The 22,503-nt window shown below is 54.3% G+C and carries 20 protein-coding genes; 15 read left to right on the forward strand and 5 right to left on the reverse strand.

From position 1 onward, the window contains the following. Positions 1 to 51: 51 nt before the first annotated feature. Positions 52 to 1,002 carry a diacylglycerol/lipid kinase family protein gene (locus ABE504_RS10665; RefSeq protein WP_430087943.1) on the reverse strand — a complete coding sequence of 317 codons (951 nt, stop codon included), beginning with the start codon at positions 1,000 to 1,002 and terminating at the stop codon, positions 52 to 54. A 206-nt stretch (positions 1,003 to 1,208) separates the two neighbouring features. On the opposite strand from ABE504_RS10665, the gene ABE504_RS10670 reads away from it, so the two are divergent. The 8 genes from ABE504_RS10670 to ABE504_RS10705 all read left to right on the forward strand — a co-directional run bounded on the left by ABE504_RS10670 (position 1,209) and on the right by ABE504_RS10705 (position 12,677). Then, complete coding sequence (locus tag ABE504_RS10670; RefSeq protein WP_430087944.1) at positions 1,209 to 2,981, forward strand: methyl-accepting chemotaxis protein; 1,773 nt, start codon at positions 1,209 to 1,211, stop codon at positions 2,979 to 2,981. 513 nt (positions 2,982 to 3,494) lie between these two features. Continuing rightward, positions 3,495 to 5,291 carry a cache domain-containing sensor histidine kinase gene (locus ABE504_RS10675; protein ID WP_430087946.1) on the forward strand — a complete coding sequence of 599 codons (1,797 nt, stop codon included), beginning with the start codon at positions 3,495 to 3,497 and terminating at the stop codon, positions 5,289 to 5,291. Between the two features lies 1 nt (position 5,292). Then, entirely contained in the window at positions 5,293 to 6,888 is a 1,596-nt protein-coding gene (locus ABE504_RS10680; protein WP_430087948.1) for a response regulator transcription factor, read from the forward strand. Between the two features lie 94 nt (positions 6,889 to 6,982). Then, on the forward strand, positions 6,983 to 8,251 hold the full coding sequence (locus tag ABE504_RS10685) for an extracellular solute-binding protein (protein ID WP_430087950.1): 1,269 nt from the start codon (positions 6,983 to 6,985) through the stop codon (positions 8,249 to 8,251). An 11-nt stretch (positions 8,252 to 8,262) separates the two neighbouring features. Next, a complete protein-coding gene (locus ABE504_RS10690; protein ID WP_430087952.1) occupies positions 8,263 to 9,147 on the forward strand; it encodes a carbohydrate ABC transporter permease in 885 nt (294 codons plus the stop codon). Next, a complete protein-coding gene (locus tag ABE504_RS10695; protein WP_430087954.1) occupies positions 9,144 to 9,953 on the forward strand; it encodes a carbohydrate ABC transporter permease in 810 nt (269 codons plus the stop codon). The genes ABE504_RS10690 and ABE504_RS10695 overlap by 4 nt, the downstream gene beginning before the upstream one ends. 24 nt (positions 9,954 to 9,977) lie before the next feature. Next, positions 9,978 to 11,615: a beta-N-acetylhexosaminidase gene (gene nagZ / locus ABE504_RS10700; protein WP_430087956.1), complete on the forward strand. Its 1,638-nt coding sequence runs from the start codon at positions 9,978 to 9,980 to the stop codon at positions 11,613 to 11,615. A gap of 468 nt (positions 11,616 to 12,083) precedes the next feature. Then, positions 12,084 to 12,677 (forward strand): HAD-IA family hydrolase, encoded by a 594-nt coding sequence (locus ABE504_RS10705; protein WP_430087958.1) that lies wholly within the window; start codon positions 12,084 to 12,086, stop codon positions 12,675 to 12,677. A 57-nt stretch (positions 12,678 to 12,734) separates the two neighbouring features. On the opposite strand, the gene ABE504_RS10710 is transcribed toward ABE504_RS10705, so the two are convergent. Beyond that, positions 12,735 to 13,739, reverse strand: coding sequence for a GNAT family N-acetyltransferase (locus tag ABE504_RS10710; RefSeq protein WP_430087960.1), 1,005 nt, complete (start codon positions 13,737 to 13,739; stop codon positions 12,735 to 12,737). 359 nt (positions 13,740 to 14,098) lie between these two features. Between ABE504_RS10710 and ABE504_RS10715 the strand changes: the two genes are divergently transcribed. From ABE504_RS10715 to lepB, 4 genes are all read left to right on the forward strand, one after another. Continuing rightward, positions 14,099 to 14,551 (forward strand): hypothetical protein, encoded by a 453-nt coding sequence (locus ABE504_RS10715; RefSeq protein WP_430087962.1) that lies wholly within the window; start codon positions 14,099 to 14,101, stop codon positions 14,549 to 14,551. Between the two features lie 22 nt (positions 14,552 to 14,573). Beyond that, complete coding sequence (locus ABE504_RS10720) at positions 14,574 to 15,347, forward strand: hypothetical protein (RefSeq protein WP_430087964.1); 774 nt, start codon at positions 14,574 to 14,576, stop codon at positions 15,345 to 15,347. 72 nt (positions 15,348 to 15,419) lie between these two features. Further along, positions 15,420 to 16,070 (forward strand): hypothetical protein, encoded by a 651-nt coding sequence (locus ABE504_RS10725; RefSeq protein ID WP_430087966.1) that lies wholly within the window; start codon positions 15,420 to 15,422, stop codon positions 16,068 to 16,070. Between the two features lie 12 nt (positions 16,071 to 16,082). Next, positions 16,083 to 16,640, forward strand: a complete 558-nt coding sequence (gene lepB / locus ABE504_RS10730) for a signal peptidase I (RefSeq protein WP_430087968.1) — start codon at positions 16,083 to 16,085, stop codon at positions 16,638 to 16,640. 43 nt (positions 16,641 to 16,683) lie between these two features. Here the strand turns inward: lepB and ABE504_RS10735 are convergent, their stop codons facing one another. Then, positions 16,684 to 17,319: a response regulator gene (locus tag ABE504_RS10735; RefSeq protein WP_430088686.1), complete on the reverse strand. Its 636-nt coding sequence runs from the start codon at positions 17,317 to 17,319 to the stop codon at positions 16,684 to 16,686. A 161-nt stretch (positions 17,320 to 17,480) separates the two neighbouring features. Here ABE504_RS10735 and ABE504_RS10740 point away from each other — a divergent pair, with 161 nt between their 5' ends. The 3 genes from ABE504_RS10740 to ABE504_RS10750 are packed head-to-tail and all read left to right on the forward strand — an operon-like array spanning position 17,481 to position 20,574. Further along, entirely contained in the window at positions 17,481 to 19,037 is a 1,557-nt protein-coding gene (locus tag ABE504_RS10740) for a sensor histidine kinase (RefSeq protein WP_430087970.1), read from the forward strand. After that, a complete protein-coding gene (locus tag ABE504_RS10745; RefSeq protein WP_430087972.1) occupies positions 19,030 to 19,425 on the forward strand; it encodes a response regulator in 396 nt (131 codons plus the stop codon). Before ABE504_RS10740 ends, ABE504_RS10745 begins: the two co-directional genes overlap by 8 nt. A 27-nt stretch (positions 19,426 to 19,452) precedes the next feature. Continuing rightward, positions 19,453 to 20,574 (forward strand): HD-GYP domain-containing protein, encoded by a 1,122-nt coding sequence (locus ABE504_RS10750; protein ID WP_430087974.1) that lies wholly within the window; start codon positions 19,453 to 19,455, stop codon positions 20,572 to 20,574. A gap of 58 nt (positions 20,575 to 20,632) precedes the next feature. Here ABE504_RS10750 and ABE504_RS10755 read toward each other — a convergent pair whose 3' ends face one another. Together ABE504_RS10755 and ABE504_RS10760 are read right to left on the reverse strand one after the other, a co-directional pair. Further along, positions 20,633 to 21,388, reverse strand: coding sequence for a DeoR/GlpR family DNA-binding transcription regulator (locus tag ABE504_RS10755; RefSeq protein ID WP_430087976.1), 756 nt, complete (start codon positions 21,386 to 21,388; stop codon positions 20,633 to 20,635). A gap of 166 nt (positions 21,389 to 21,554) precedes the next feature. Further along, on the reverse strand, positions 21,555 to 22,493 hold the full coding sequence (locus tag ABE504_RS10760) for an aldo/keto reductase (RefSeq protein ID WP_430087978.1): 939 nt from the start codon (positions 22,491 to 22,493) through the stop codon (positions 21,555 to 21,557). Positions 22,494 to 22,503: the final 10 nt, after the last annotated feature.

A 22,503-nucleotide genomic window follows, 5' to 3' on the forward strand; every position in this document is an offset into this window, starting at 1 on the left:
TGGCTTTCGCTCAGCCGGGACGCCCGCAGGCTACAGGCTACAGGCTACAGGCTACAGGCTACCTCGCTTGTCAGCACCCTCCGCGCAGACGACCCGAAGCGCGGCCGGCACGACGCGCACGTCCAGCGGCGTCGTGCCGGCGATCTCGCCGTCGGCCTGCAGCAGCAGCGGCTCGGTCGCGCTCAGTTTGATCGCGATGCCCTGATAAAACGTCACAGCCGGGTGCGTGGTATGCTTCCCTTGGTAGACGGTCAAGAGCACGGGCAGGAGGCGGAGGCGGCTGCGGCTCTGGATCACGACGACGTCAGCAAGGCCGTCGGTCGGGGAAGCGCCGGGGCTAATCTGAATCGCCACGCCGTAGTAAGGGATGTTCGCGATGGTGCACAGCCACATATGCGGCAGCTCGTGCACGCGGCCGTCCACCACGAGCCGGGCGGCCTGCGGCTGATACGTCGCAAACACCCGCAGGATGGAGAGCAGGTACGACAGCCGGCCGAGGCCGAAGCGGCCCAGCAGCTTTTTGTAGCCAGCTTCATTGGTGACTTTGGCGACCATGCCGTCGAAGCCGGCCCCGAAGCTGTTGACCGCTACCCGCGTGCCGCCGTCCAGCGCCAGCGCGTCGATCACCGCCTCGCCACCGCCATGCAGGGCGAGGTGAAGCGCTTCCAACGGCTGCCGCGGCACGCCGTACGCTTTGGCAAAATCATTCCCTGTCCCCGCGGGAATGACCCCCAGCCTGAGCTGTTGCCTCGCAGCTCCGGACTGCATAAGCCCGTTCGCCGCCTCGTGCACGGTGCCGTCGCCGCCGATGACGAGCAGCAGGTCGAACGCCTGCTCATTCGCATAAGCCATCGCTTGCTGGCTGGCATCGCCGGGCTTTGTGGTCATCGCGAGCTCATAAGAAGCCGCGCACCGAACAAGCTCGGTTTCGATCTCCCTCCATATGTCAGATCCCCTGCCATTCCCAGAAAGTGGATTCACAATAATGGCGATTCGTTTCATGGTAGACACCCCTTTGTCTTCTATACATAATGTGGAAGCGTTAACCGTGAGAAGGCCGTAAATATGCCGGGTGCAAACAAGTTTCTCTTTACATCGAGAGGGGTGTTTTGTAAAATAAACCATGGGTTAATTAATTTACTATTACGTGAGATTTCTTGACATCTAGCCGGACAGGCCGTCGGAAATAAAAAGGAGAGAACAGGAATTTGAACATCAACCTGAGCGCAAAGACCAAGTCGACCGGGAGTCTCAATCGTCATCGATTCAACCTGTCCATTCTCCGCCATCTCAAGCTGCGTTTCAAACTGCTGCTCATGAATGCCATTGCCATTTTGTTCATGCTGATTATCGGCTTCACCGGATATTACAACATGGATAAGATGTCTAGCAATACTACTAAAATGTACGAGGAAAGTTTATTATCTGTCAAATGGATTAATCAGCTGGAAGCAAGCTACAACGAATCCAGTTCGAATTTGCTGGAAATGATGCTGTCTACGGACGTCAAGTATAAGGGGAAGTTGAAAGAGAACCTCGATAAAAGTCTGGCGACGATCCAGGACCTCGATGGTAAAATAAAAGGGCAGATGCGCGGCAGCGAAGAGCTGAAGGCGTATCAAAGCTTCAATGAGCTAAACGCCAAGTACCTGGAGCTTGTGGGCAAAACGATCTCGGCGGCAACGCAAAACAATCAGGTCGCCTATCAGGTGTTCAACAATGAAGTCGCTCCGCAGCGAACGAAAACGATTGCGGCGTTGGATACGCTCGTTCAATTGAAAGAGACGGCAGCCGACAATTCGCAAAAAGACAGCAGCCACGATTCCGCAGTTTCCCATGTGGTGATTATCCTCACGATCGTGGCGGCAATCATCTTGATGACAGGCATGGCGCTGGTGCTGAACATGATCGTGACCAAGCCGATCCATCAATTGCAAGGGCGCATGGTGAAAGCTGCCGAAGGCGACCTGTCGTTACAGGGCGACTATCCGTATCAAGACGAGGTTGGCAGGCTGACCGCCTCTTTCAACGAGATGACGAAGAGTATCCGCGGCCTTGTCGCGCAAATCGCCGAAAACGCGCTGACGTTGTCCGCGAGCTCCCAAGAGCTGCTGGCCAGCTCCGAGCAAAGCTCGATGGCTGCCCGCCAAGTGGCAGGTTCCTCACAGAAGCTGTCCGGTGACTTCGAGCGCCAATTTTCGAGTGTTCTTCAGGCAAATGAAGCGGTTGGCCAAATGGTAAATAATACGAAACGGATCGACGTATCCGCGCAAGAGGTTGCACAGCTGGTCGGACGAGCCACCAACGCCTCGAAGGAAGGCCAGCAATCCGTCGCTTCGATAGCGGTTCAAATGAACGATATTTCCGATTCTGTGCGCGAAGTCGGAGGGGTCATTGACGAGCTCGGTCGCAACGCTGATAAAATCGGACACATCATTCATGCGATCAACGAAATCTCGACGCAGACGAACTTGCTTTCCCTGAACGCCGCGATCGAGGCGGCTCGAGCGGGAGAAGCGGGCCGCGGCTTCGCTGTCGTTGCCGGCGAGGTGCGAAAGCTGGCGGAGCAGACCGCCGCTTCCGCGCGCAATATTACCGGATTGGTGTCCACGATCCAGACGCAGATTCATCACGCCGTGCAAGCGATGCAGACCGGCGCGGGCAAAGTGGAGACCGGGCTCACGATCTCTGAGCAGGTGCAGGAATCTTTTGTTCACATTGCCGCTTCCGTCGGGGAAGTTAACGCGAAAGTAGACGTGGTGAACCAGAACATTCACCAGCTCGTGGCCGCGAACTTGCAAATTGAGCAGGTCATGCGCACAGTCAGTGAGGTATCCGAGGCGGGCATCTCCGTTTCGCAGGAAACGTCGGCGGCGAGCCAGCAGCAGATGGAGACGACGGAGGAAATCGAGAACTCGGCGAAGTCCTTGGCAGGACTCGCCGAAGAGCTGCAAATTTCGCTGCAGAAATTTAAAGTATAAGGGAGACCCGTGGGCTTAATCGCCTGCGGGCTTTTCGTTTTTGTCACAATCTTGACATTTGTACAATTTACGCGTATAATAGTAACTATTGATTGAAATGGAACGAATAAACACTTCATATTGAGCCTCCCTTTACCCCACATGAACGATTTCGCAAGATGAACGTAACCCCCTCTTCTTGTCAGTTCTTTTCGAAAAGGCATCCATCACCTTATTTGTACTAGGTAAACCGAGGCAGCGAAAGTGTTTCGGCAGCAAGTGTTTGGTTTCACAATTCTCACTGGCGCGGTCATCGGAGCCGCAAGGATGGGAGAGAGGTAGGGCTTCCATTGTTTTGTACTTACATCCGGCACACAATTTCATAACGATCAATCTATGAATCGTTGTCGCGCTGTAGAGGTGCGGGAACGATTTTTTCACTTTATACGGCCCTCGCTTTAACCGCTGGTTAATCTTTCACACTTCCTTTACAATGAAGGTGTCAGATTATGGTGGAGGGAGTCCGCAGCTTTCATGAATTTGAATAAAAAAGTATTCCTCGGCTTTTTATTTTTCATTATTATTCCGCTTTTTGTGCTGGGGACGGCCGTGTATTCGGTGTCACAGCAGCTCATTGAGAAGAAGTACGGTGACCTGACCGAAGTGACGCTGCAGGCGATTTCCCGGAACATTTATTACATGTTCAAGGAAGCGAACTATTTTTCGGACTTCTGGATGGTGAAAGACAGTGTGCAGGAAATCTACCGCACAATGGATCAGGTGAAGGCGAACGAAACGCTGTCTTCCTATGATCAGAATGCGTTCGATACGTTTCTGCGCGGCTCTATTTTGACCTATACCCCTATTCAATCTGTCATGATCTACAATAACGTCGGCAAGCTGTTCAGCGCCGGCCGCACGAGTGCTGGGGCGCTGCCCTGGGCGACGCTTAGCAAGAGCACGGCTTTTCAGCAAATTGAAGCTCTCAACGGGAGTCCGCTCTGGATTGGCCCTTCGGAGTATACAGAGTTCGGCACGGCGCGCGGCGAGTTCTATCAGGCCCGGATAGTCAAAGATTTCTGGACGATGGACAACCTTGGCTACATGCTGACCAAATATAAATTCAGTGAGCTCGATCAGATTTTCAAATCGTTCAATACGGAGAATTCGAGCCGCTACCTGCTCGTGAATAAGAACGGGCTTATTTTTTACGATAACAAGCAAAATCTGGAGGGCGCGAACATCCTGCAGTTGCTGCAAGGCAAGTTGGAGCTTCAAAAGAACAACTACAGCTTTCAATCGAATTTTCAGGATGAGAAAAGCCTCGTGTCGCTCTACCATCTGAATTTGAGCCAAATGGGGGTTCAGGACTGGAGTGTCGTCTCGATCACGTCCTGGAAGTACGTAGCGGGCGAGCTGGAGACGATTATGAAGCTGGTGGCGGGGATTACGTTTGTTTCCTTGTTTTTTGCCCTGATGTACAACCTTGTCTTCGTCCGGCGCATCATTCAGCTCATCCTGCGCATGCTGTCCTCGATGAAAAAGGTGGAGCGCGGCGATCTGACGACGCGGATGGAAGAGAGCGGGAAGGACGAGACGTCGGCCTTGGCCCGGGGCTTCAACTCGCTGGTGGCGCGGGTGGAGGATTTGCTCGATGAAGTGAAGCGGCAGCAGGACCGGAAAAACAAAGCGGAGCTGATGCTGCTACAGGCGCAGATTAAGCCGCATTTTCTTTTTAATACCTTGGAGTCCATCAACGTGCTTGCGATTCAAAATCAAGGAAAAAAAGTGAGCCAAATGGTCATCCGGCTCGGCAATTTGCTGCGCATCGGGATGGAAAATCGCGAGGAAATTTCGCTCAAGCAGGAGCTTGATCATCTGCGAAATTATTTGCAAATTCAGGAATACCGTTTCGAGGACCGGTTTCACTATACGATTGAGGCGCCGGAGGAGCTGCTTCACTATGATATTTTGAAGCTGACTTTGCAGCCGCTTGTGGAGAACAGCTTGCAGCATGGCATCGAGCCGATGGAGGCGATGGGGCAGATTGCGGTTAACGCCCAGGATGAAGGCGAGAGCATCGGGATTTACATCTCTGACAATGGCGTCGGCATCAGCAATGAGAAATTGGCGAAATTTCATTATAAAACAGAGCTGGAAACGCCGCTGCATGAAATTATGGACGGCGAGGAGCGCCGCGGACTCGGTCTCAGCAATGTCGCGGATCGGATTCGCATTCAGTACGGCGAACGGTACGGCATGTTTATTTGCTCGCAGGAAGGCGCGGGTACGACGATTAAGGTTGTTATTCCGAAGCAAAGGAGATCGTAGGATGAGGCTGACGGCGATTTTGGCGGATGATGAACCGAATATTTTGCGCAATTTGCAGGGGGTCATTCCCTGGGACGAGCTGGGGATCGACATTGTCGGCACGGGGCGAAACGGATTGGAAGCTTACGAGCTCTGCGAGCGATTTGTGCCCGATCTCGTCATGAGCGACATTCGGATGCCGCATATGGACGGGATTGCGTTTATTCATAAGCTGCGGGAGATCAACGAGGATTGCAAAGTGCTGATGGTGACGGGCTATCAGGATTTTGAGTATGTGCGCTCGCTGCTGCGGATTGGCGTGAGCGATTATATTCTTAAACCGATCGACTACGAGGAGCTGGAGAACTCGATTCGCAAGCTGGCGGACGAAATTCGCGAGCGCAAGCGCCAGGCGGAGGAAGAGCAGCGGAAGCTGGGGGAACTGCAAAGCCTGGTCTATGAAAAAGTGCTGCAAGACGTCATCCTGAACGACCTGGATTTGGCGGCGGACGGCTATTTGCCAATCGATCGCGCGGATTTTCAGACCGTCGCCTATCTGCTGGCGATACTCGATGTGGATAAGTACTCAGAGCATACACTGACATGGAGCGAAGCGGAGCGAAAAGCCTGGAACCTCGCGGCGCGCAAGGTGCTCCATCATGTGCTCGCCGAGGAGCGGGAGACGGCGACGATTCTGCAGATGCGCGAGGGCGAGTGGGCGCTTCTGCTGCCATGGCCGGGCGCGGCGGAGGACGCGCCGGCGAAGCTGGAGGCGCTTGCCGCGAAGCTGCAGCAAGCAGTGAACCGGGCCGTCGACGTCGGTATCCGCGTCGGCTATTACGAGTCGCCGGTGCCGCTCGGCGAGCTGGCGGCGACGTACCGCAGGCTGCAGCGGGACCTGCAGCTCACCCCGGCAGCGCTGCTGCCCTGCCGCGAGACGCGGGAGACGGCCGATGCCTCCGGCACGCTGTGGGAACTCGTCGCGGAGATCGTCGCCGGGCTCAAGCAGGTGAGCCGCCCGAGCACGGAAGATGCGCTGCAGCGGCTGCAAGCGATGCTCGAGGGGCTGCCCGGCACGTCGACGACGCGGGCGTATCAGATGCTGCATTATCTCATTTTGCATGTGCTGCGCGAATTGCGCGAAATAAACGCCGTCACGCCTACGGAGGAAGAGCAGATTTGGCGTCAGCTCGACAAGAGCGAAAGCATCCCGCATCTGGTGCGGGTGATGGCGCAGCTTGTGACGATCGGGCTCGAAGGAACGAACAAGAAGAAAAACAGCGAGCTCTTGATGGCTGCCGCGAAAGAATATATTCGGACGCAGTATTCGAACGATTTTGGGATCGAGGATATTGCCGGCAGTCTGGGCATTTCCGCCTCATATTTCAGCCTGCTGTTCAAGCAGCATTTCGGGGAAACGTTCGTGGAATACCTGACCAAGCATCGCATGGAGATTGCGAAGTCTCATCTGCTGCACAGCGACAAGAGCATCACGGACATCGGGCGAGCCGTCGGTTATGCGGAGCGGCGCTATTTTACGAAAGTTTTTCAGAAATTTACGGGGGAAATCCCGTCGGAGTACCGGGAGAAGCGCACGGGGAACGGATCGCGCGACTAGAGAATTTTGTCCCTCCATTAGGAATTTGTTGGTCTTTAGCACCCGGAGGGGTTCCCTTATACTTGAAACATGGGCTAAAAGGAGAGTCAGGCAGATGATGAGGAAAAGGGCGTTCATGTGGGGCATGGTTGCCCTGAGCGGTACGCTGCTGCTGAGTTCCTGCAGCTTGATCGGCGGTAATCGATCAAGCGATGGAAGTCGCGGCGGAGCGGCAAGCGGACAGGACGGCAAGTCTGCGCCGATTCAGTTGACGATCCGGCATACACAGGTCAAGGATACGCAGAAGAAGCGGCTTGCGATGCTGCAGGATGTCGTGGCGGCGGGCAACCCGCCGGAAATTTTCGATCTGTTCGGAGGCACGGATACGCGGGATTACGTGAAAGCGAATCGCCTGCTCGATCTGACACCGATTCTTCAAGAGCTTGGATTAACGGACAAGTTTTACAGCTTCGAGGAATTTACGGTAGGCGGCAAAATCTACGGGATTCCGATGGCCGGCTATGTGGAAGGTTTATATTACAATAAAAAGATGCTAGCCAATCATGAGATTCAACCGCCGCAGACGTGGGATGAGCTCATGGCTGCCGCTGCGAAGCTGAAGTCGCTCAAAATTACGCCGTTTGCACTCGCTGCCAAAGATTCATGGGTGATCAACATGATGATTAACACGATGTGGGTGCGCACGGCAGGGCAGGGCGCGATCGGCGGGCTATTGGATGGCAGCAAGAAGTGGACTGATCCCGACATGCTGCAGGCGTTCGAGCAGTATCAAACGTTGATTCAAAAAGGTTATTTTCAGGACGGCAGCCTCGCGCTGGCGTACGCCGAGCAGCAGAATGCGTTTATCTCGGGCGGCGCGGCTTTTATGTTCGATGGCAGTTGGGCGAATACGCCGCTGCTTGATCCGGAGAAATCGTCCATTGTGAACGATGTCGGCTTCATGAGCCTGCCGTCCATGGGCGGTCCGGGAGACGGCTACATCAATGGCGGCTGGTCCAACGCCTACGGTTTCAGCAAAAAGGTGACGCCGGATCAGCTCATGGCGATCAAAGAGTTTATACGGCAAATGTACAACGAACCGATGCAGCGCAGGCAGCTGCTCGAAGAAGGCATGCCGCCGGCGATGAAGCTGTCGGATACGGGGCAGATCAATCCGCTCATTTCTCAGATTTTGCAAGTGTTTGAAACGAGCAAAGGGACGTTCCCTGCGTTCGATTCCGTCATTCAGACGAAGGTTCGCGAGAGTCTGGAGCGCAGCATGCAGGAGTTGATCGGCGGTAGGACGAATCCGGCGGCGTTGACGGCCGACCTTCAGAGGAAACAGGAGGCCGCGAATGCGGAGGAATCCCATACCAAATCGTAGCAGGATGATCTATGAATCAATTGGGCAAAAATGCTTGGGCTTACGCCTGGTTTACAGCACCGACGTTGCTGGTGTTTGCGTTGTTTTTTCTAATGCCGATGGGGATGGCGCTCCGTTATGGCTTCACATCCTGGGACGGCGTGTCGGCGCCGATCTATAACGGGCTGGCCAATTTCCGCACGGCGTTTGGGGATCCTTATTTTTGGATCGCTGTAAGAAATAATCTGTTCTTCATTCTGTTTGCCGTAGGGTTCCAAATTCCGCTGATTATGCTTCTCGGCCTGTTTGTCAGCCGGGTAAGACGATGGACGAGTCTGTACCAGACACTCATCTTTATGCCGACCATCCTGTCCACGGCAGTCATCGGCGTCCTGTGGGGGTTCGTCTATCATCCACAGGCGGGGCTGCTGAATCATGTATTGGAGGCCGTCGGTCTGGCCGGTTGGAAGCGAGTGTGGCTGGGGAATGAGGCGACGGCGATGCCTGCCGTTTTGATCGCCAATGCGTGGCAGTGGATCGGCTTCTATGTCATCCTAGTCACCGCTTCGATCCGGGCGATTCCTCGCCCTGTCCTGGAAGCGGCGGAACTGGACGGCGCCGGCAGTTGGCGGCAGGCGTGGCATATGATTTTGCCCCTGCTGCGGCCCGTGTTGGTTGTGATGGTGCTGCTCTCGATCACCGGCGGGATGAAGGCGCTGGACATTGTCGTTGTGATGACGGGCGGCAATCCGTACGGCATTACCGAAGTGATGGGCTCCTATATGCTCAAAAAAGCGTATCGCCTCGGCGAGTACGGGTACGCAAGCTCCATAGCGATCCTGATTCTGCTGTTTACCGAAGTGTTGACCGCCGCGTTTGGGTGGCTCGCGAGGAGGCGGGAGGAGGTGGAGTGGTGAGAGGATTTCGGGGCTTTTTTCCGCACGCTATCTTGCTTGTTTACGTGGCTGTGATCTTATGCCCGCTCGGCTGGGTGCTGCTCTCCTCTTTCAAAACGAATAAGGAAATTATCGCCGCCCCGTGGGCATTTCCGGCAAAGCTTTCCCTTGCCAACTACTGGAACGCCTGGAGCGGTGCGCATGTGGGCCGGTATTTGCTGAATAGTGTGGTCAATTCGGCGGTCTCCGCGCTGGGGGCGCTGGGGCTCGGGACGGCGACGGCTTTTGCCCTGACCCGCATGAAATTCCCGCGCATCAGCAGGCTGCTGCGACGCGTGTTTCTCCTCGCTTTGCTCGTACCCTCGGGCGCATTGATCGTGCCGCTTTATCTGTTGCTTCGGGACCTGCACTTGGTGAACACACCGCTCGCGTTAATTTTGCCCTATCTGGTATTGGAGCTCCCATGGACGATCTACATGGTAAGCGCATTCATGGCGTCGATTCCGAGCGAGCTGGAGGAGGCGGGCATTATGGACGGATTGAGCGTGCACGGGTTGCTGTGGCGCATTCTTGTGCCGATTTCGATACCTTCGCTGTTTACCGTTTTTATGCTGAATTTCTTAACGGGCTGGAACGAGTTCATGATGGCGAATGTGTTTCTGACGAAGGAGGCGCTGCGCACGTTGCCGGTCAGTATGGTTGCGTTCTATGACCAACTCAACATGAATTACGGCTCGCTCAGCGCAGCCATTGTGCTCAGCATGCTGCCCGTCGTTGCGATGTATTTTCTGATGCATAGACGCATCATGGTTCATATCAAAGCTTAACATCCATTCAAGGAGCGTGTTTTCATGGCATCCCCAGCAACCAAGCATTCCCCCCTTTCTTTGCGTCAAAAAGTCGGCCAGCTCTTCATCTGCGGTTGGGATGGGACGACGCCGAACGGAGCGATCACCCAGCTCATTGAAACGTACGGGCTTGGCGGCGTCATTTATTTCCGGCGCAATGTGAAGGATGCGATCCAGCTTGCGCAGCTTTCAGCCGAGCTTCAGGCGATCTCGCAGCGCAGCGGCAATCAGCCGCTATTTATCGCGGTCGATCAGGAGGGCGGGATGGTCTCGCGGATCGAAAAAGGGGCCACCCTGCTGCCGGGCAATATGGCGTTGGGGGCAGCGTTTTCTCCGGCCGGCGTGTACGCCTGCTCGAAGGCGATGGGGAAAGAGCTGCGGCAGATGGGCGTGAATATGAATTTTGCCCCTTGCCTGGATATCAACAATAACCGGCTGAATCCGGTTATTGGCGTGCGTTCCTACGGCGAGACGGCTGCGCTGGTCGGCGATATGGGCACGCACGCGGTCAAAGGCTTGCAGGACATGGGCGTCATCGCGACCGTCAAGCATTTCCCCGGGCACGGGGATACGGCGGCGGACTCGCACCATGACCTGCCGGTTGTGCCGCACAGCATGGAGCGGCTGCGCGAGCTGGAGCTGGCGCCGTTCGTCCGGGCCATCGAGGACGGCGTGGATGCGATTATGACAGCGCATGTTGTTTTCGATGCGCTGGGGGACAGCGCGACTGCGACGCCATCGACGCTGTCTTATCGGATTTTGACCGAGCTGCTTCGCCAGGAGCTGCGGTTCAAGGGGCTTGTCGTGACCGACTGCTTGGAAATGAAGGCGATCTCCGAGGGGATCGGCGTGGCGGAGGGCGCGGTCCGCGCCATTGAGGCAGGGGCTGACCTCGTGCTGGTCAGCCATCAGCTGGAGCGCCAGCTTGCGGCGATCGAGGCGGTGATTGCGGCCGTCGAGAGCGGCCGCATTCTGGAGTCGCGCATCGACGAGTCCGTGCTGCGCGTGATGACGCACAAGTACAAGCGCGGCATCTTGTTCGAGGCGATGGCCCCGCTGCCGGAGGGGCCGATCTCGACGCCGGAGCATCAGGCGCTCGCGCGGGAGCTGAGCCGCAAAAGCGTCACGAAGGTGAAGGATACGGTCCGGGAAGAACTGCTTGTGGACGACAAGCTGCTCGTGATCTGGACGGAAGTGCAGACCGGCACGGAGATCGACGAAGTCGTCGAGCGGACGGGGACACTCGGTTGTGCCTTGGCGGAGCTTACCGGCCAGGAGGTTCGGGAAGTATACGTCGGGCTGTATCCGAGCGATGACGAGGTAGCTCAGTTGGTGGGGCTGTGCGATGAGCTGGAGCGAGTCGTTGTCGTCACGTATAATGCGACGTTCTCGCCGGGCCAGACGAAGCTGGTGAAGGCGCTGGCAGCGAAAGAACGGCTTCGCCTCATCGTGGCGGCCGGGCGGAACCCGTACGATCTGCTCGAGTTCCCGGAGGTTCAGACGTACTACGCTTGCTACGAGAATCGCCCGTTGGCGATGCACTCGCTCGCGCATGTGCTGCTCGGCAACGAAAAAGCTGCCGGTCGGCTGCCGGTCACGCTGTCGGAAGCGTATCCGATCGGCTGGCGGCAGGAGGATTAGGCGGGAGCGGAACGATGCACGTTTATAGCTCGTGTATGGGCTGTACGACACGTGAAGCACGTATGCATGACACATGATTGGTAACCACAAGATCGCCTGAGATGAGGCGGGCTTGTGGTTATTTTGGTCAGAATGTAGTTCGCTTCGGGGTACGAAACGTCGTCGGACGCGTGGCTGCCGCTAACGGGCGCCACAGCGCCTATCTGCCCCAAAATCGACCATTTCAAGCTGTAGCGGATGTGACAGCGCCTATTACCTTGAAATCGGCCCGATTTCACTAGATTTCATCGAAATAAGTGCAATGGCATCCGTTAAGTTTCAAAATGCCCATTTTCAGGACAATAAGCGCGCTGGCATCCGTTACAGCTTTTTCCCCACAGTTTTGCCGTGTGCAGGAAAGGGGGATTTGCGTAAAACGATTGTGCTAGAATAGATGTACTAGACCAGTTACGGAGTGGAGGCGTATGGATGTCGCAGCGAAACAGCTTGATTCTGGATGTTGCCGGCGTATTGGCGACCAATTTTTCACCGCGCTTTTGGAGGAGGTTGGAGGAGGAAACGGGAACGGCTTACGAAGGGCTGATGTTGTTTAAAAAAGAGATCCGCAGCGAACTATGGAAGGGCGCGATCTCAGAAGAAGCGTTTTGGACGCGGCTCTGTACAAGATTTCCTGTCATTCAGAAAGAGCAGGCCAAGCGACTGCTCTTGTCGAACATTCAGCCTTTGCCTGCGCTCGAGGATATTTCGGTATGGCATGAGTATGCGGACATTCACCTACTAAGCAATCATCGCGCAGAATGGGTTGAGCCTATTTTAGCTCCCATCCAAAGGTATGTCAGCAGTGTGACGATTTCTAGCAGTGTCGGCTGTTGCAAGCCGAATCCCGACATTTATGCGCATGTCCATGCGAAAGTGGCGGGCTCGTCAACGATCTGGTATGTGGATGACCAGGAAAAAAATTTGCAAGCAGCTCGTGCACTCGGATGGCAGACGATTCTAGCGGGTGATGATGGAGCTTGGAGAAGCCGCATTCTGCTGCTAATCTCCGGCCAACGTAGATAAGAAGCCGCAAGCGCTAGGAATCCATCCGGGTTGATTGCACACCTTGCTGCGCTGAATCTAGGAGAAGGCTGCGTATTTGGGCAGCTCGAGCACCATCTTGTATTGGCCCGGCTCCGCTCGGAAACCAAGCAATTGGCGATTAATGTGCAGCATCGGCCCATTCAAGGAGTCGTTATGCGTTCTCAAATAAGGAACGCCGTGCCGCTTAGCTGTTTGGATGCCGAGCAGCTTCAAAGCCAGCGCAATGCGGCGGCCGCGATATTCGGGCAGCACGCCTGTGTAGTCGTGATACATCGCTTGGGTTTGTTCATTTTGCTGTAAAGTAACTACGCCCACGTAGCGGTCGCCGTCCTTGGCAATGTGAATCCATGCCGGGCGTGCGCCGGGACGATCGATATTCCATTTCTTCCATTCTTCAAACCAGGGATAGCCCTCTGAAAAGCCTGGAATATCTTGATGCGTAACGCGATACAATTCATGCAATTGGCGTTCGCTTTCTTCGCCAGGCTCTTCGGCCAATGTTACAAAATGGATCCCGTTACGTTCCACTTGTGCAATCGTGTCAAAGAGCTGGCCGCCGTCAAACGTATCCAGTTCCAATACAGATTCGAACGTATGTCGTTCTTTCACACAGCCGCGCCGCGCAGCAAAATCTAATGACATCTCATCCGTCTCCCGCAAGAAGCTGATCAGCCGCGAGGCCTTCACCTCGGTGGCCCAGGCAAGAAGCGCAGCGTGAATGGCATTGCCGACTCCTTTGCCGCGATGTTTCGGATCGACAATCAGGTTGCAAATCAGCGCTCCGGGTTCCGTCCAAGGCGCCCGCCAAGCGATGGCATACGCAAGGACATGTCCATGTGCGTCCTCGGCAACCCATTTGGGACGATCCCAGCCTTCAAGCTCACCGTCTGCATTGTAGTGCAGCTTGCCGGGCGGTATGCTCTCTTCGTCTGTTTTTAATTGTTCGGCGGTTGTCGGTTCCGACCAAATCATATTCAGAAGCGGGGCAATTTCGGTAAAATCGTAAGGCGGCTCCATTCTTCGAATAACAAAGTTTGTCACGTTTCTTTGGCCTCCATCTGTTTGAAATGCGTTCCTATGGACATTATCGCATGGCGGCTGCTTTACTTCTTGGTAAAGTCTGGGTATAAATAGATTCTACTTAAGCTGGGTCGTCACATCTTATGAATCGGAAGTTAAACCTATAGCTGCGGTAGGCTAGGACAGTTTCAGAGTCCGGTCTGCCGCTTTTTTGTCGTTGTGGTGCCGAAGGCGCGCCTCATCTGGTACGAAAGTATACCATGGGCTTCCCCGAAAGTAGAAATTGAAAACTATTCCAAAGGGTGAGGGCACAAAATGGATATGAGACTACAATAAGGATGTAATCAGATGCAGCAAGCCAAAGGAGGACGGGAAGCACAATGACACGGTTGAAGCGTAAAACGATACTGGTTTCATTGAGCTTATCGACTCTCGTGGCTTCGGGTACGGCTTATGCGTATACCGGGGCAGGCGAAACGCTGCAGCAATGGATGAAATCGCAAGTGCAGCTCCAGCAGCAGGCGAGTGAAGATCAACTGCGGGAAGAGATGAATACAGCAAGAATTGCGCTAAGCGATACGGAAAAGGCGTCACTCGCAAGCGTAGACGAGCAGCTCGACAAGCAGTCGGCCGCTGCGGCCAATCAGGCTTCCCGGCGCATTCAACAATCGCAAAAGGATTACGCCGAGCAAATTGATCGCGCTGCGACAGAACTCAGCAAGACAAGTCGAGAGGCGTTTGACGCGTATGTTGCCTCGGCAACCGGCCGTATGCAAACGGAGCTTGAACGCACGGTAACTCAAACGATTCAAGGCTTTGAACCAATAAACTAATTCCAAGGGAGATCGATGAACGATGAAAGCATTGAAAAGCAAATTGGCAGTAGGCGTAATTGCAACAGGATTGGTAGCAGGCATGGGGACAGCTTTTGCGGCGACGGACGCGGGTGTACAACTGCAAAGCTGGTATAACACAGCGACTTCTGCAGCAAAAGCGGCGATTACAGGGGAATTTGGAAACTATTACTCCTCCAAAACAAATGATCTGAACGATACAGTTCAATCCGGCATTGGTGCAGCGCGCGTGAACATCGCAACAACAGGCAGAGCAGAACTGGCTGAGGCGAACGCTGCTATTAATAGTCAAAAAGATACTTACGCTTCACAAATCACTTCAACAGGCAACGGCATTACAAACAGCATCGGCGCTGAATACGATTCGTACGTAAGCGGTGTTAACAGTTCTACCAATGCTAACGTAGCAGCAATCGGCGTGCAAGATACGAAAAGCATCCAAAATGCAGTTAAAAACCACGAAGGCGTGTACACGACTCGTTTGAACGATGGTGTTGCAAATACAACGGCTACGGCGACTAGCGAACTGTCCGCGCAAATTGTGGCGACAAAATCTGCCCTGGAAGGTTTAATCGCTACTGAACAATCAACGGCAACTGCGGAAGTAAAATCGAACTTGGATTCCCAAATCAGTGCGCTTCAGAGCCAACTGGAACAGTTGACAACACAACTGCAGCAAGAGGCGCAAGGCAGAATCGCTTCCAAAGCCGATGACCTGACCACCGATTCCTTGGCTCAACTCGACAGCATCGTAGGCGCAATCACAAATCCATAAGGCAATTTCAAAAGCCGGAGCCCCGTCTTCGCGGGTCCCGGCTCTTTCTAATCACTCTGAGGAGGTGGCAGCATGAAAAGCAGACAGAAGAACAGTCCATTCACCAAGAAGCAGAAAATCGCAGTTGGAGTTGTTTCTTTAACGGCTATCCTTACGGCCTCGGCCGGGATTTCCTATGCAGATCTGGACATTGCAGGTTCGATGGCTTCCTGGTTTTCCAAGAAATCGGAACAAGCGATGCAAAGCCTGGATCGATCGATGAAGTCGGAAACGGAAGCGCAGAAGGAAGCGTTGAAGAAAGAATTGCAGCTTCGACTGGAAGCGGCATCCCGCAGTTTGGATGCTTATACCGAAGAGCAGAAGCGGGCACAAATGGACATTCTCGATCAGTATGCCCAGAGTTTGTTGGATAAAATGGATCTTCGCACGGCGCAGGACCGGGAGCAAATTCTGAATAAGCTGCAAGCGATTGTGGCGAGTGCAGAGGCAGGGATGAATGCGCTTGCCGAGAGCTACACACCGCCGGCGTTGGTGTATGTTCCTTCTCCAACGGCAGGTGCGCCCGGAGGGGGGCAACCGCAGCCGCAACCGGCGCAACCACAGCCTGCGCAACCGCAGCCGGCTGAGCCGCAGCCAGCCCAACCGCCGACAGTGACAACGGATGTCTACGGACCGCAAGAAACGCCGGCCACCGTCGTGACGGCAACCTACAATGAATCGTAAGGGGAATCACGCATGGATGAATTGACGCCGGACATCCCGGCACCAGGAAAAAGAAAGAGCGAAGTATGGGGATGGATTCGGTTTCTTTTATTGTTGGCGTTGGCCTTTATTCTGATTAATAACATGATCGGCCTGACCAAGGTGTCCGGCAATTCCATGAATCCATCGCTGCATAACGGCAACGTGCTGCTCTTGAATAAGCTTTCGCTCTTCTTCTCCTCGCCGAAATACGGGGATGTGGTTGTTCTAAAAGATGAACGTTTGGATTATAGCATCATTAAACGGGTTATCGGCGTACCGGGCGACCATGTGTTGATTACGGGCGGCGTCATTTATGTAAATGGCAGTCCGTTGGCCGAGCTGTATACCGTCGGCAAATCCGAGGACATGGCCGAACAGATTGTAGCAAACGGTCATTTGTTTGTTGTTGGAGACAATCGGACGCTGGGCGAGAGCAAGGACAGCCGGGACCCCGCCTTGGGGCAGGTTTCCATTCAGGCGCTTAAGGGATACGCTGCCTTTTCCTTATTCCCTTTTCACGCAATCCCCAAGCCGCTTGAACTGAAATAACAAAAAAAGATCCGCAGGTCGCTACCGGCGGATCTTTGGCATATTAACGCTGCAGCTCGAATTCGACTAGCCCTTTGGAGAGCGCGTAGAGGGCTGCTTGCGTTCGATCGGCGAACTCCAGCTTGGCGAGGATTTGGCTGACGTGCTTTTTGACCGTGAATTCCGTAATATACAAATCCCCGGCAATTTCTTTGTTGGAACGCCCTTTGCCAAGCGCGCAAAGCACTTCAAGCTCTTTGGGCGTGAGATCGTCAAGGGGGGCTTTAGTCGAGCTTGCCGGCTCTTCCATGAATGTGTTCATAAGGTTGGCATCGTAATATTTGCGGCCTCGCGCCACGACTTCGACCGCGTAGATCAAATCCTCGGGGAAAGCTTCTTTCAAGCAGATGCCCTCGACCTGCAGCGCCTTGGCTTCTTGCAACTCACTGCGTGTAATGGAAGAGGTCAGCAGCATGAACTTGCACGCAGCCCCGGTTTGACGAGCTTTTCGAATCAACTGTAAACCGTTCTCGCTGCCGAGATTGACATCGATGAGCGCCAGATCGGGTTCCAATTGCTGGAGAAGCGCCAGCGCCTCGAGGGTCGAGCCAGCTTCTCCGACGACTTGAACGAGCGGGCTGGCGGATACAATCATGCGAATACCTTGCCGGACAAGGGGATGGTCATCAAGAATGATCATGCGAAGCAAAGGGATAACCTCCAATAATTAACCATGATATGATATAGTGGATATAGTTCCTAATGCCTATGACTTTGAGACTACAATGTCTCTTTTCATTGTAGCTTACTGAAATTGAAATAACCATCAAGATTACATTAAGTTTTTAGGAGCAATTCGACATGATTCTACAGGGACAGAGCCAAACGAATCTCTATGTCTTCGTTGGCTGCAAATGGGTGCTGCTGCTTGCCGGGTTATTGTTGTATGTTGAAAATTACAGCCTGCAGCCCGAGCTGCTGCTGCTGGTAATTTTGGCACAAACGGTATCTACCCTGGCTTACCTTCAAGTTCAGAACAAATGGGGTTGGTTGGCGACAGCGGCCGTGGATCTGATGTGCACGCTTTACCTGCTGAGCCATACAGGCGGTCTTTCCAGCACACTGTTAGTCTATAGCTTTGCAAGCATCCTGCCTTGGAAAAGGCTGATGGACTGGCGGCTGTACTATGCCATTGTTCTTGCTTACGCGGCACTGCTGCCGCTGCTCTTGCGTTGGCTGCCCGGCCCGGCGGCAGAACTCGATGCCAATCGGTATTGGGGGTACGGTTTTCTTGTTTTCATCTTTTGCGTCTTGATCGGCTTGTATCATTATGGCAGACTAGCGATCTATCATACGTACCGGAAGCTTGCGATGATCTACAGGGCGCGCACTTATGCCGCTTCATCGTCTTTCATTGAACGGATTCCCTATACGGAGGAGCTGCTCAGAAAGGCATTGGATGGCCGCGATGTGCTGCTGATTTTGCCTGCATGGCTGGAGACGGGGAAAGTTCAGAGCTGGAAGCACACCTATTATGCGAACTATATGCAGCAAAATCCGCCATCTTCGCCTAAACAGTATGCGAATCTTCCTTCCCCAACGGGGGAAAGGGTGCCGTATTATATCAAAGCGTTGACGGATCGTCAGGGAAGCCATTACGGTTGGCTGCTGGTGAGGGCAAACAAGCATGAATTAACGACGATACATAAAATTTATATGCAGTTTATGCTGATTCGCCTGGAAGCCGACCATTTTGTTCGAGGAGAGCTGGCTCAGACAGCGGAGGCGGCGGTCTCTCTGGAGCGGGAGACGATTGCTCAGAACATCCATGACGGCATTGCCCAGGAATTGTTTTTCATTTCGATTCAGCTGTTTCAACTTAAGCAAGCGCTTCCGCAAGACGCTCGCGAGCAGATGCTTCCGCACGTCCTTGAAGTCGAGAGGAAGGTGAAGGAAAGCCACCGGGACATTCGACAGTTCATTACCGAGCTGAAAGATGAGAAAAGAAAGATCAATCTCCATCATGCGATTGAGAAGCTGCTGCATCGGGTAACGGAGCATACGAAAGTAAGGCCGGTTTTTGTAAAAAATGGGTGGACGCCGCATGAGCAATTGGAGGTGGAAGAAGCCATTTATCACCTGATTGAGGAAGCGGCCAATAACGTCATCAAGCACGCGCAGGCCAGTCATTTGTACGTCAACATTGAGGTGACCAGCGTGCAGTGGGAAGTAACCGTCAAAGACGATGGCAAAGGGATGGCACTCCGGGAGGACCTTACACAGCGGCGTTTCGGTCTCGAAGGCATGGAGAACCGGATTAAAGCATTGAACGGAACGCTTGTTGTTCAATCTGAACCGGATGCAGGTACGACGGTTACGGCTTGTATTCCGCGAGAAAGGAGTGTGGGCTTTGTATAGGGTAGTTGTTGTGGATGATAGAGAAATTGTAAGGGCCGGCCTGCGCATGCTGCTGGAAAGCTGCGGGTCCTACGAGGTGGCAGGGGAAGCGGCGAATGGTGAAGAAGCCCTCTCGCAGGTTGTGAAGCTTGCGCCTGACCTGCTGCTGACCGATCTGAAAATGCCGGGCATCCCGATTATTGAAGGGGCGCGCGTCTTGAAAGCGCTTTTTCCACAATTGAAAATTATGATCATAACCGCATTCGATGAAAGTGAAGATATATACCGCGCTTTAAACGCGGGTGTGGACGGATATTTGATGAAAGATACGAGCCCGGAGACGATTCTTTCCGCAATTCATGCCGTCATGAACGGAGCTTCCATGTTTCTTGCGAGGGAACGGCCTTGAGTTCGCAGACCTAAGGGAGATTGAACAATGAAGTTTTTACAGCGATTAGGGAGTTATCCGATTCATTTGCTTTTTATGTTCATCATCGGGGGATTGTCGACCCTATGCGCGGCAAGCGGGGCGGTTTACTGGCTAATCACCCGGAATGTCGAATCCCAGCTGTACATGATAGCCTCTGCGACCGTGGCGCTTTTTGGTTGGGGAATGTATGGCCTTCAATGGAAGCTGCCTCTGCATCGCATGTATGCGCAAAGGCTGGCGCCGACTGTCATTTTTGCAGTGATGGCGCTCATTTCTCTTTACGACCCAATTGGCTTGGAGCTGTTGTGGGTGGCGATCGTCTTCTTTCCGATCATGCTGAGTCTGATGGTGGAACGCAGGGCTTATGCCTATGGCTCCCTGCTGTTTCTGCTGTATTTCGCCGCTTTTCACTGGCTTAGCACGGACTTTAGGGGGAGCGGGAATGCGTTTCCTATTCTTGACACCATTGCGAAAAACGCGTATGCCATCGGAAGCGTACTGCTTGGAGCGCTCATTCAATTGACGGTTCGCAAGAGCAAGCGCGACGCCGAGACCGCCTCTCTTCAGAAACAAAAGCAGCAGGTCATCAATATGCTGCAGTCGTTCATTCCGGTCGGCGAGCGCAAAACGCAAACATCACGGAAGGAAATCGGCGAAATGAGCGCGCTGCTCAAGAAGCTGGTTCACGTCTACGGCGGAGTTTCTGTGCAGGAGTGGGAGATTGATTTGCTGTCGCTCATGCATTTTGTGAGCCGGGTGAAGCTGCCGGACTATCTGTTTGAGAAAGAAGGCAAATTGTCCGAGTTCGAATATGAAGTCGTTCACGAGCACTGCTATATGGCGCGGGAATTGTGCGAGGGCATCCCGGATTTTCAAGAAGTGGAGCGGACGTTTCTGTATCATCATGAGAAAATAGATGGAACCGGCTACCCGTATCGACTGGTGGGGGCGCAAGTGCCGGTTTTATCTCAAATGCTGGGCATTGTGGAGATGTACTTGGCGATGACGACGCCGCGTTCGTATCGCGTGGAGAACTCTAAGCAGGAAGCGTTCCTGGAGATTCAGAAGCACAGCGGCACATCGTTTCGCGCCGACATCGTCGAGGCTTTCGGGAAAGTGATTCGCTAAAAATAAAACCGCCACTCGGCACGCGATGTCTTCGCTGCCGGGTGGCGGTTTGTGCTTATTACAAGAACGGTGTCCCCGCTTCTTTGAACGCATGCTTCATTTCCGGCGTAATCGCCGAGTCGCTGATGATGCCAACAGCTTCCTGGACTTCGCCGATGACAAAGAGAGAGCTGCGCGTGAATTTGGAATGATCCGCTACGAGATATGTCTCCATGGACTGCCTCATCATGCGGCGATTCGTCTCCGCCTCCAGCTCGTTGTAGATCATCATGCCCCGTGAGAGCGAAACGCCGTCGCAGCCCATGAACGTCTTGCGGATGCTGAGGTTGTCGAGCGTCGCGTTCGCGAGCGGGCCCGACAGCTCGAAGGTCTGGGTGCGGATCACGCCGCCGGTGAGGATGAGCTGCAGACCGGGCGTTCCGATCAATTCATAAGCGATGTTGACCGCATTGGTGATGACCGTCAGGTTCTTGAACTGATTGAGCTTCTTCGCGATGAACGTCGTCGTCGTGCCGCCCGTCAGCCCGATAATGTCGCCGTCTTCAACGAAGCGCAGCGCCTTGTCGGCGATTTCTTTCTTCTCTTCAGTCAAAAGATCCATTTTGTTGAAAAACGGGACTTCAACCTTCAAGCTTTCGAGAACGGCGCCGCCGAATGTGCGGATGCACCGTTTTTCACTTTCCAGAATTTCGAGATCCCGCCGTGCCGTCGCTTCGGATACGCCAAATTGCTTCACAATGTCTGTGAGGGCAATCGAACCTTTGTCTTTCAGCGCCTGCATAATGGCGTCTCGGCGAATGTCAGTCTTTCCCATAGGACCTCCTAAAGTTTTCCGTAGAACATGCTTTTCATTATCTTAACATGGCACGGTAGCGGAGTCTATGGGACGGGCTGGCGGGTGTCTCGAAAATGACCAGTGGAGACTTTCCGAAAAAATGTGGCGTAATTTCGGAAAGCTCCCATAATGCGCGGGCTGTCGCTTAGACCGCAGCGCCGGTTAAATCGAGCCACGCCAACTCCTCGCGCGTGAGCTTGATGTCCGCGCCGTCGCGGCAGGAGATCATCTCCGCCTCGGTGCGCGGACCGATCAGCGCGCAGGCCGGCAGCGGCTGGCTGAGCACGTACGCGAGCGCGATCTGGATCATGCTCACGCCTTTCTCGGCAGCAAGCTGCTTGGCGCGCTCCAGGCGAATCCAGTTCTCGTCGTTGTAGAACACGCGAACCATATCGGCATTGTCGCGCACATCAGGCGAGAACTTGCCGGTAAAGAAGCCGCGCGCTTGCGAGGACCAGGACAGCAGTGGGAACTGGTTGGCTTCATACCAGCGCAGCGCTTCGCTGTCGACCGACACGCAGCCCGCCCAGAACGGCTCGTTCGGCTTGGCGAGGCTCAGGTTCGGAGAGCTGAAGCTGAACCCGATCAGGCTGTGCTTCGCCGCATAGTCAGCCGCCTCCTGCAGGCGCTCGTGCGTCCAGTTCGAGCCGCCGAAGGCGCGGATGCGGCCGGCTTCGACGTGCTCGTTCAGCGCTTCCAAAATGTGGCCGACCGGCACGTTCGGATCGTCGCGGTGCAAACCGTACAGATCGATGTAGTCGGTGCGCATGCGCTCCAGACTCGTAAACAGATCGCTGCGGATCGCTTCGCTGTTCACGCGCGGGCCGTCGTTTTTCGGGTGGGCGCCTTTGGTGAAGATCACCATGGACTCACGCTTGCCTGTCTCATCGAGCCAGCGGCCGATTGCTTGCTCGCTTTCGCCGCCGCAATAGTTATGGGCGGAATCGATGCAATTGCCCCCGATCGCCAGGTAATGCCCTAGAATTTCGCTGACAACAGGACCGTTCGACAAGTTGAAAAAGTCAGAGCCCATGATCAGCTTCGATACCGGTTTGTTCAGGCCTTTAATTTGAATGTGTTCCATGAGAGAAGCC

The sequence above is a fragment of the Paenibacillus oryzisoli genome, from assembly GCF_050467285.1.
Taxonomy (GTDB): Bacteria; Bacillota; Bacilli; order Paenibacillales; family NBRC-103111; genus Paenibacillus_E; species Paenibacillus_E oryzisoli_A.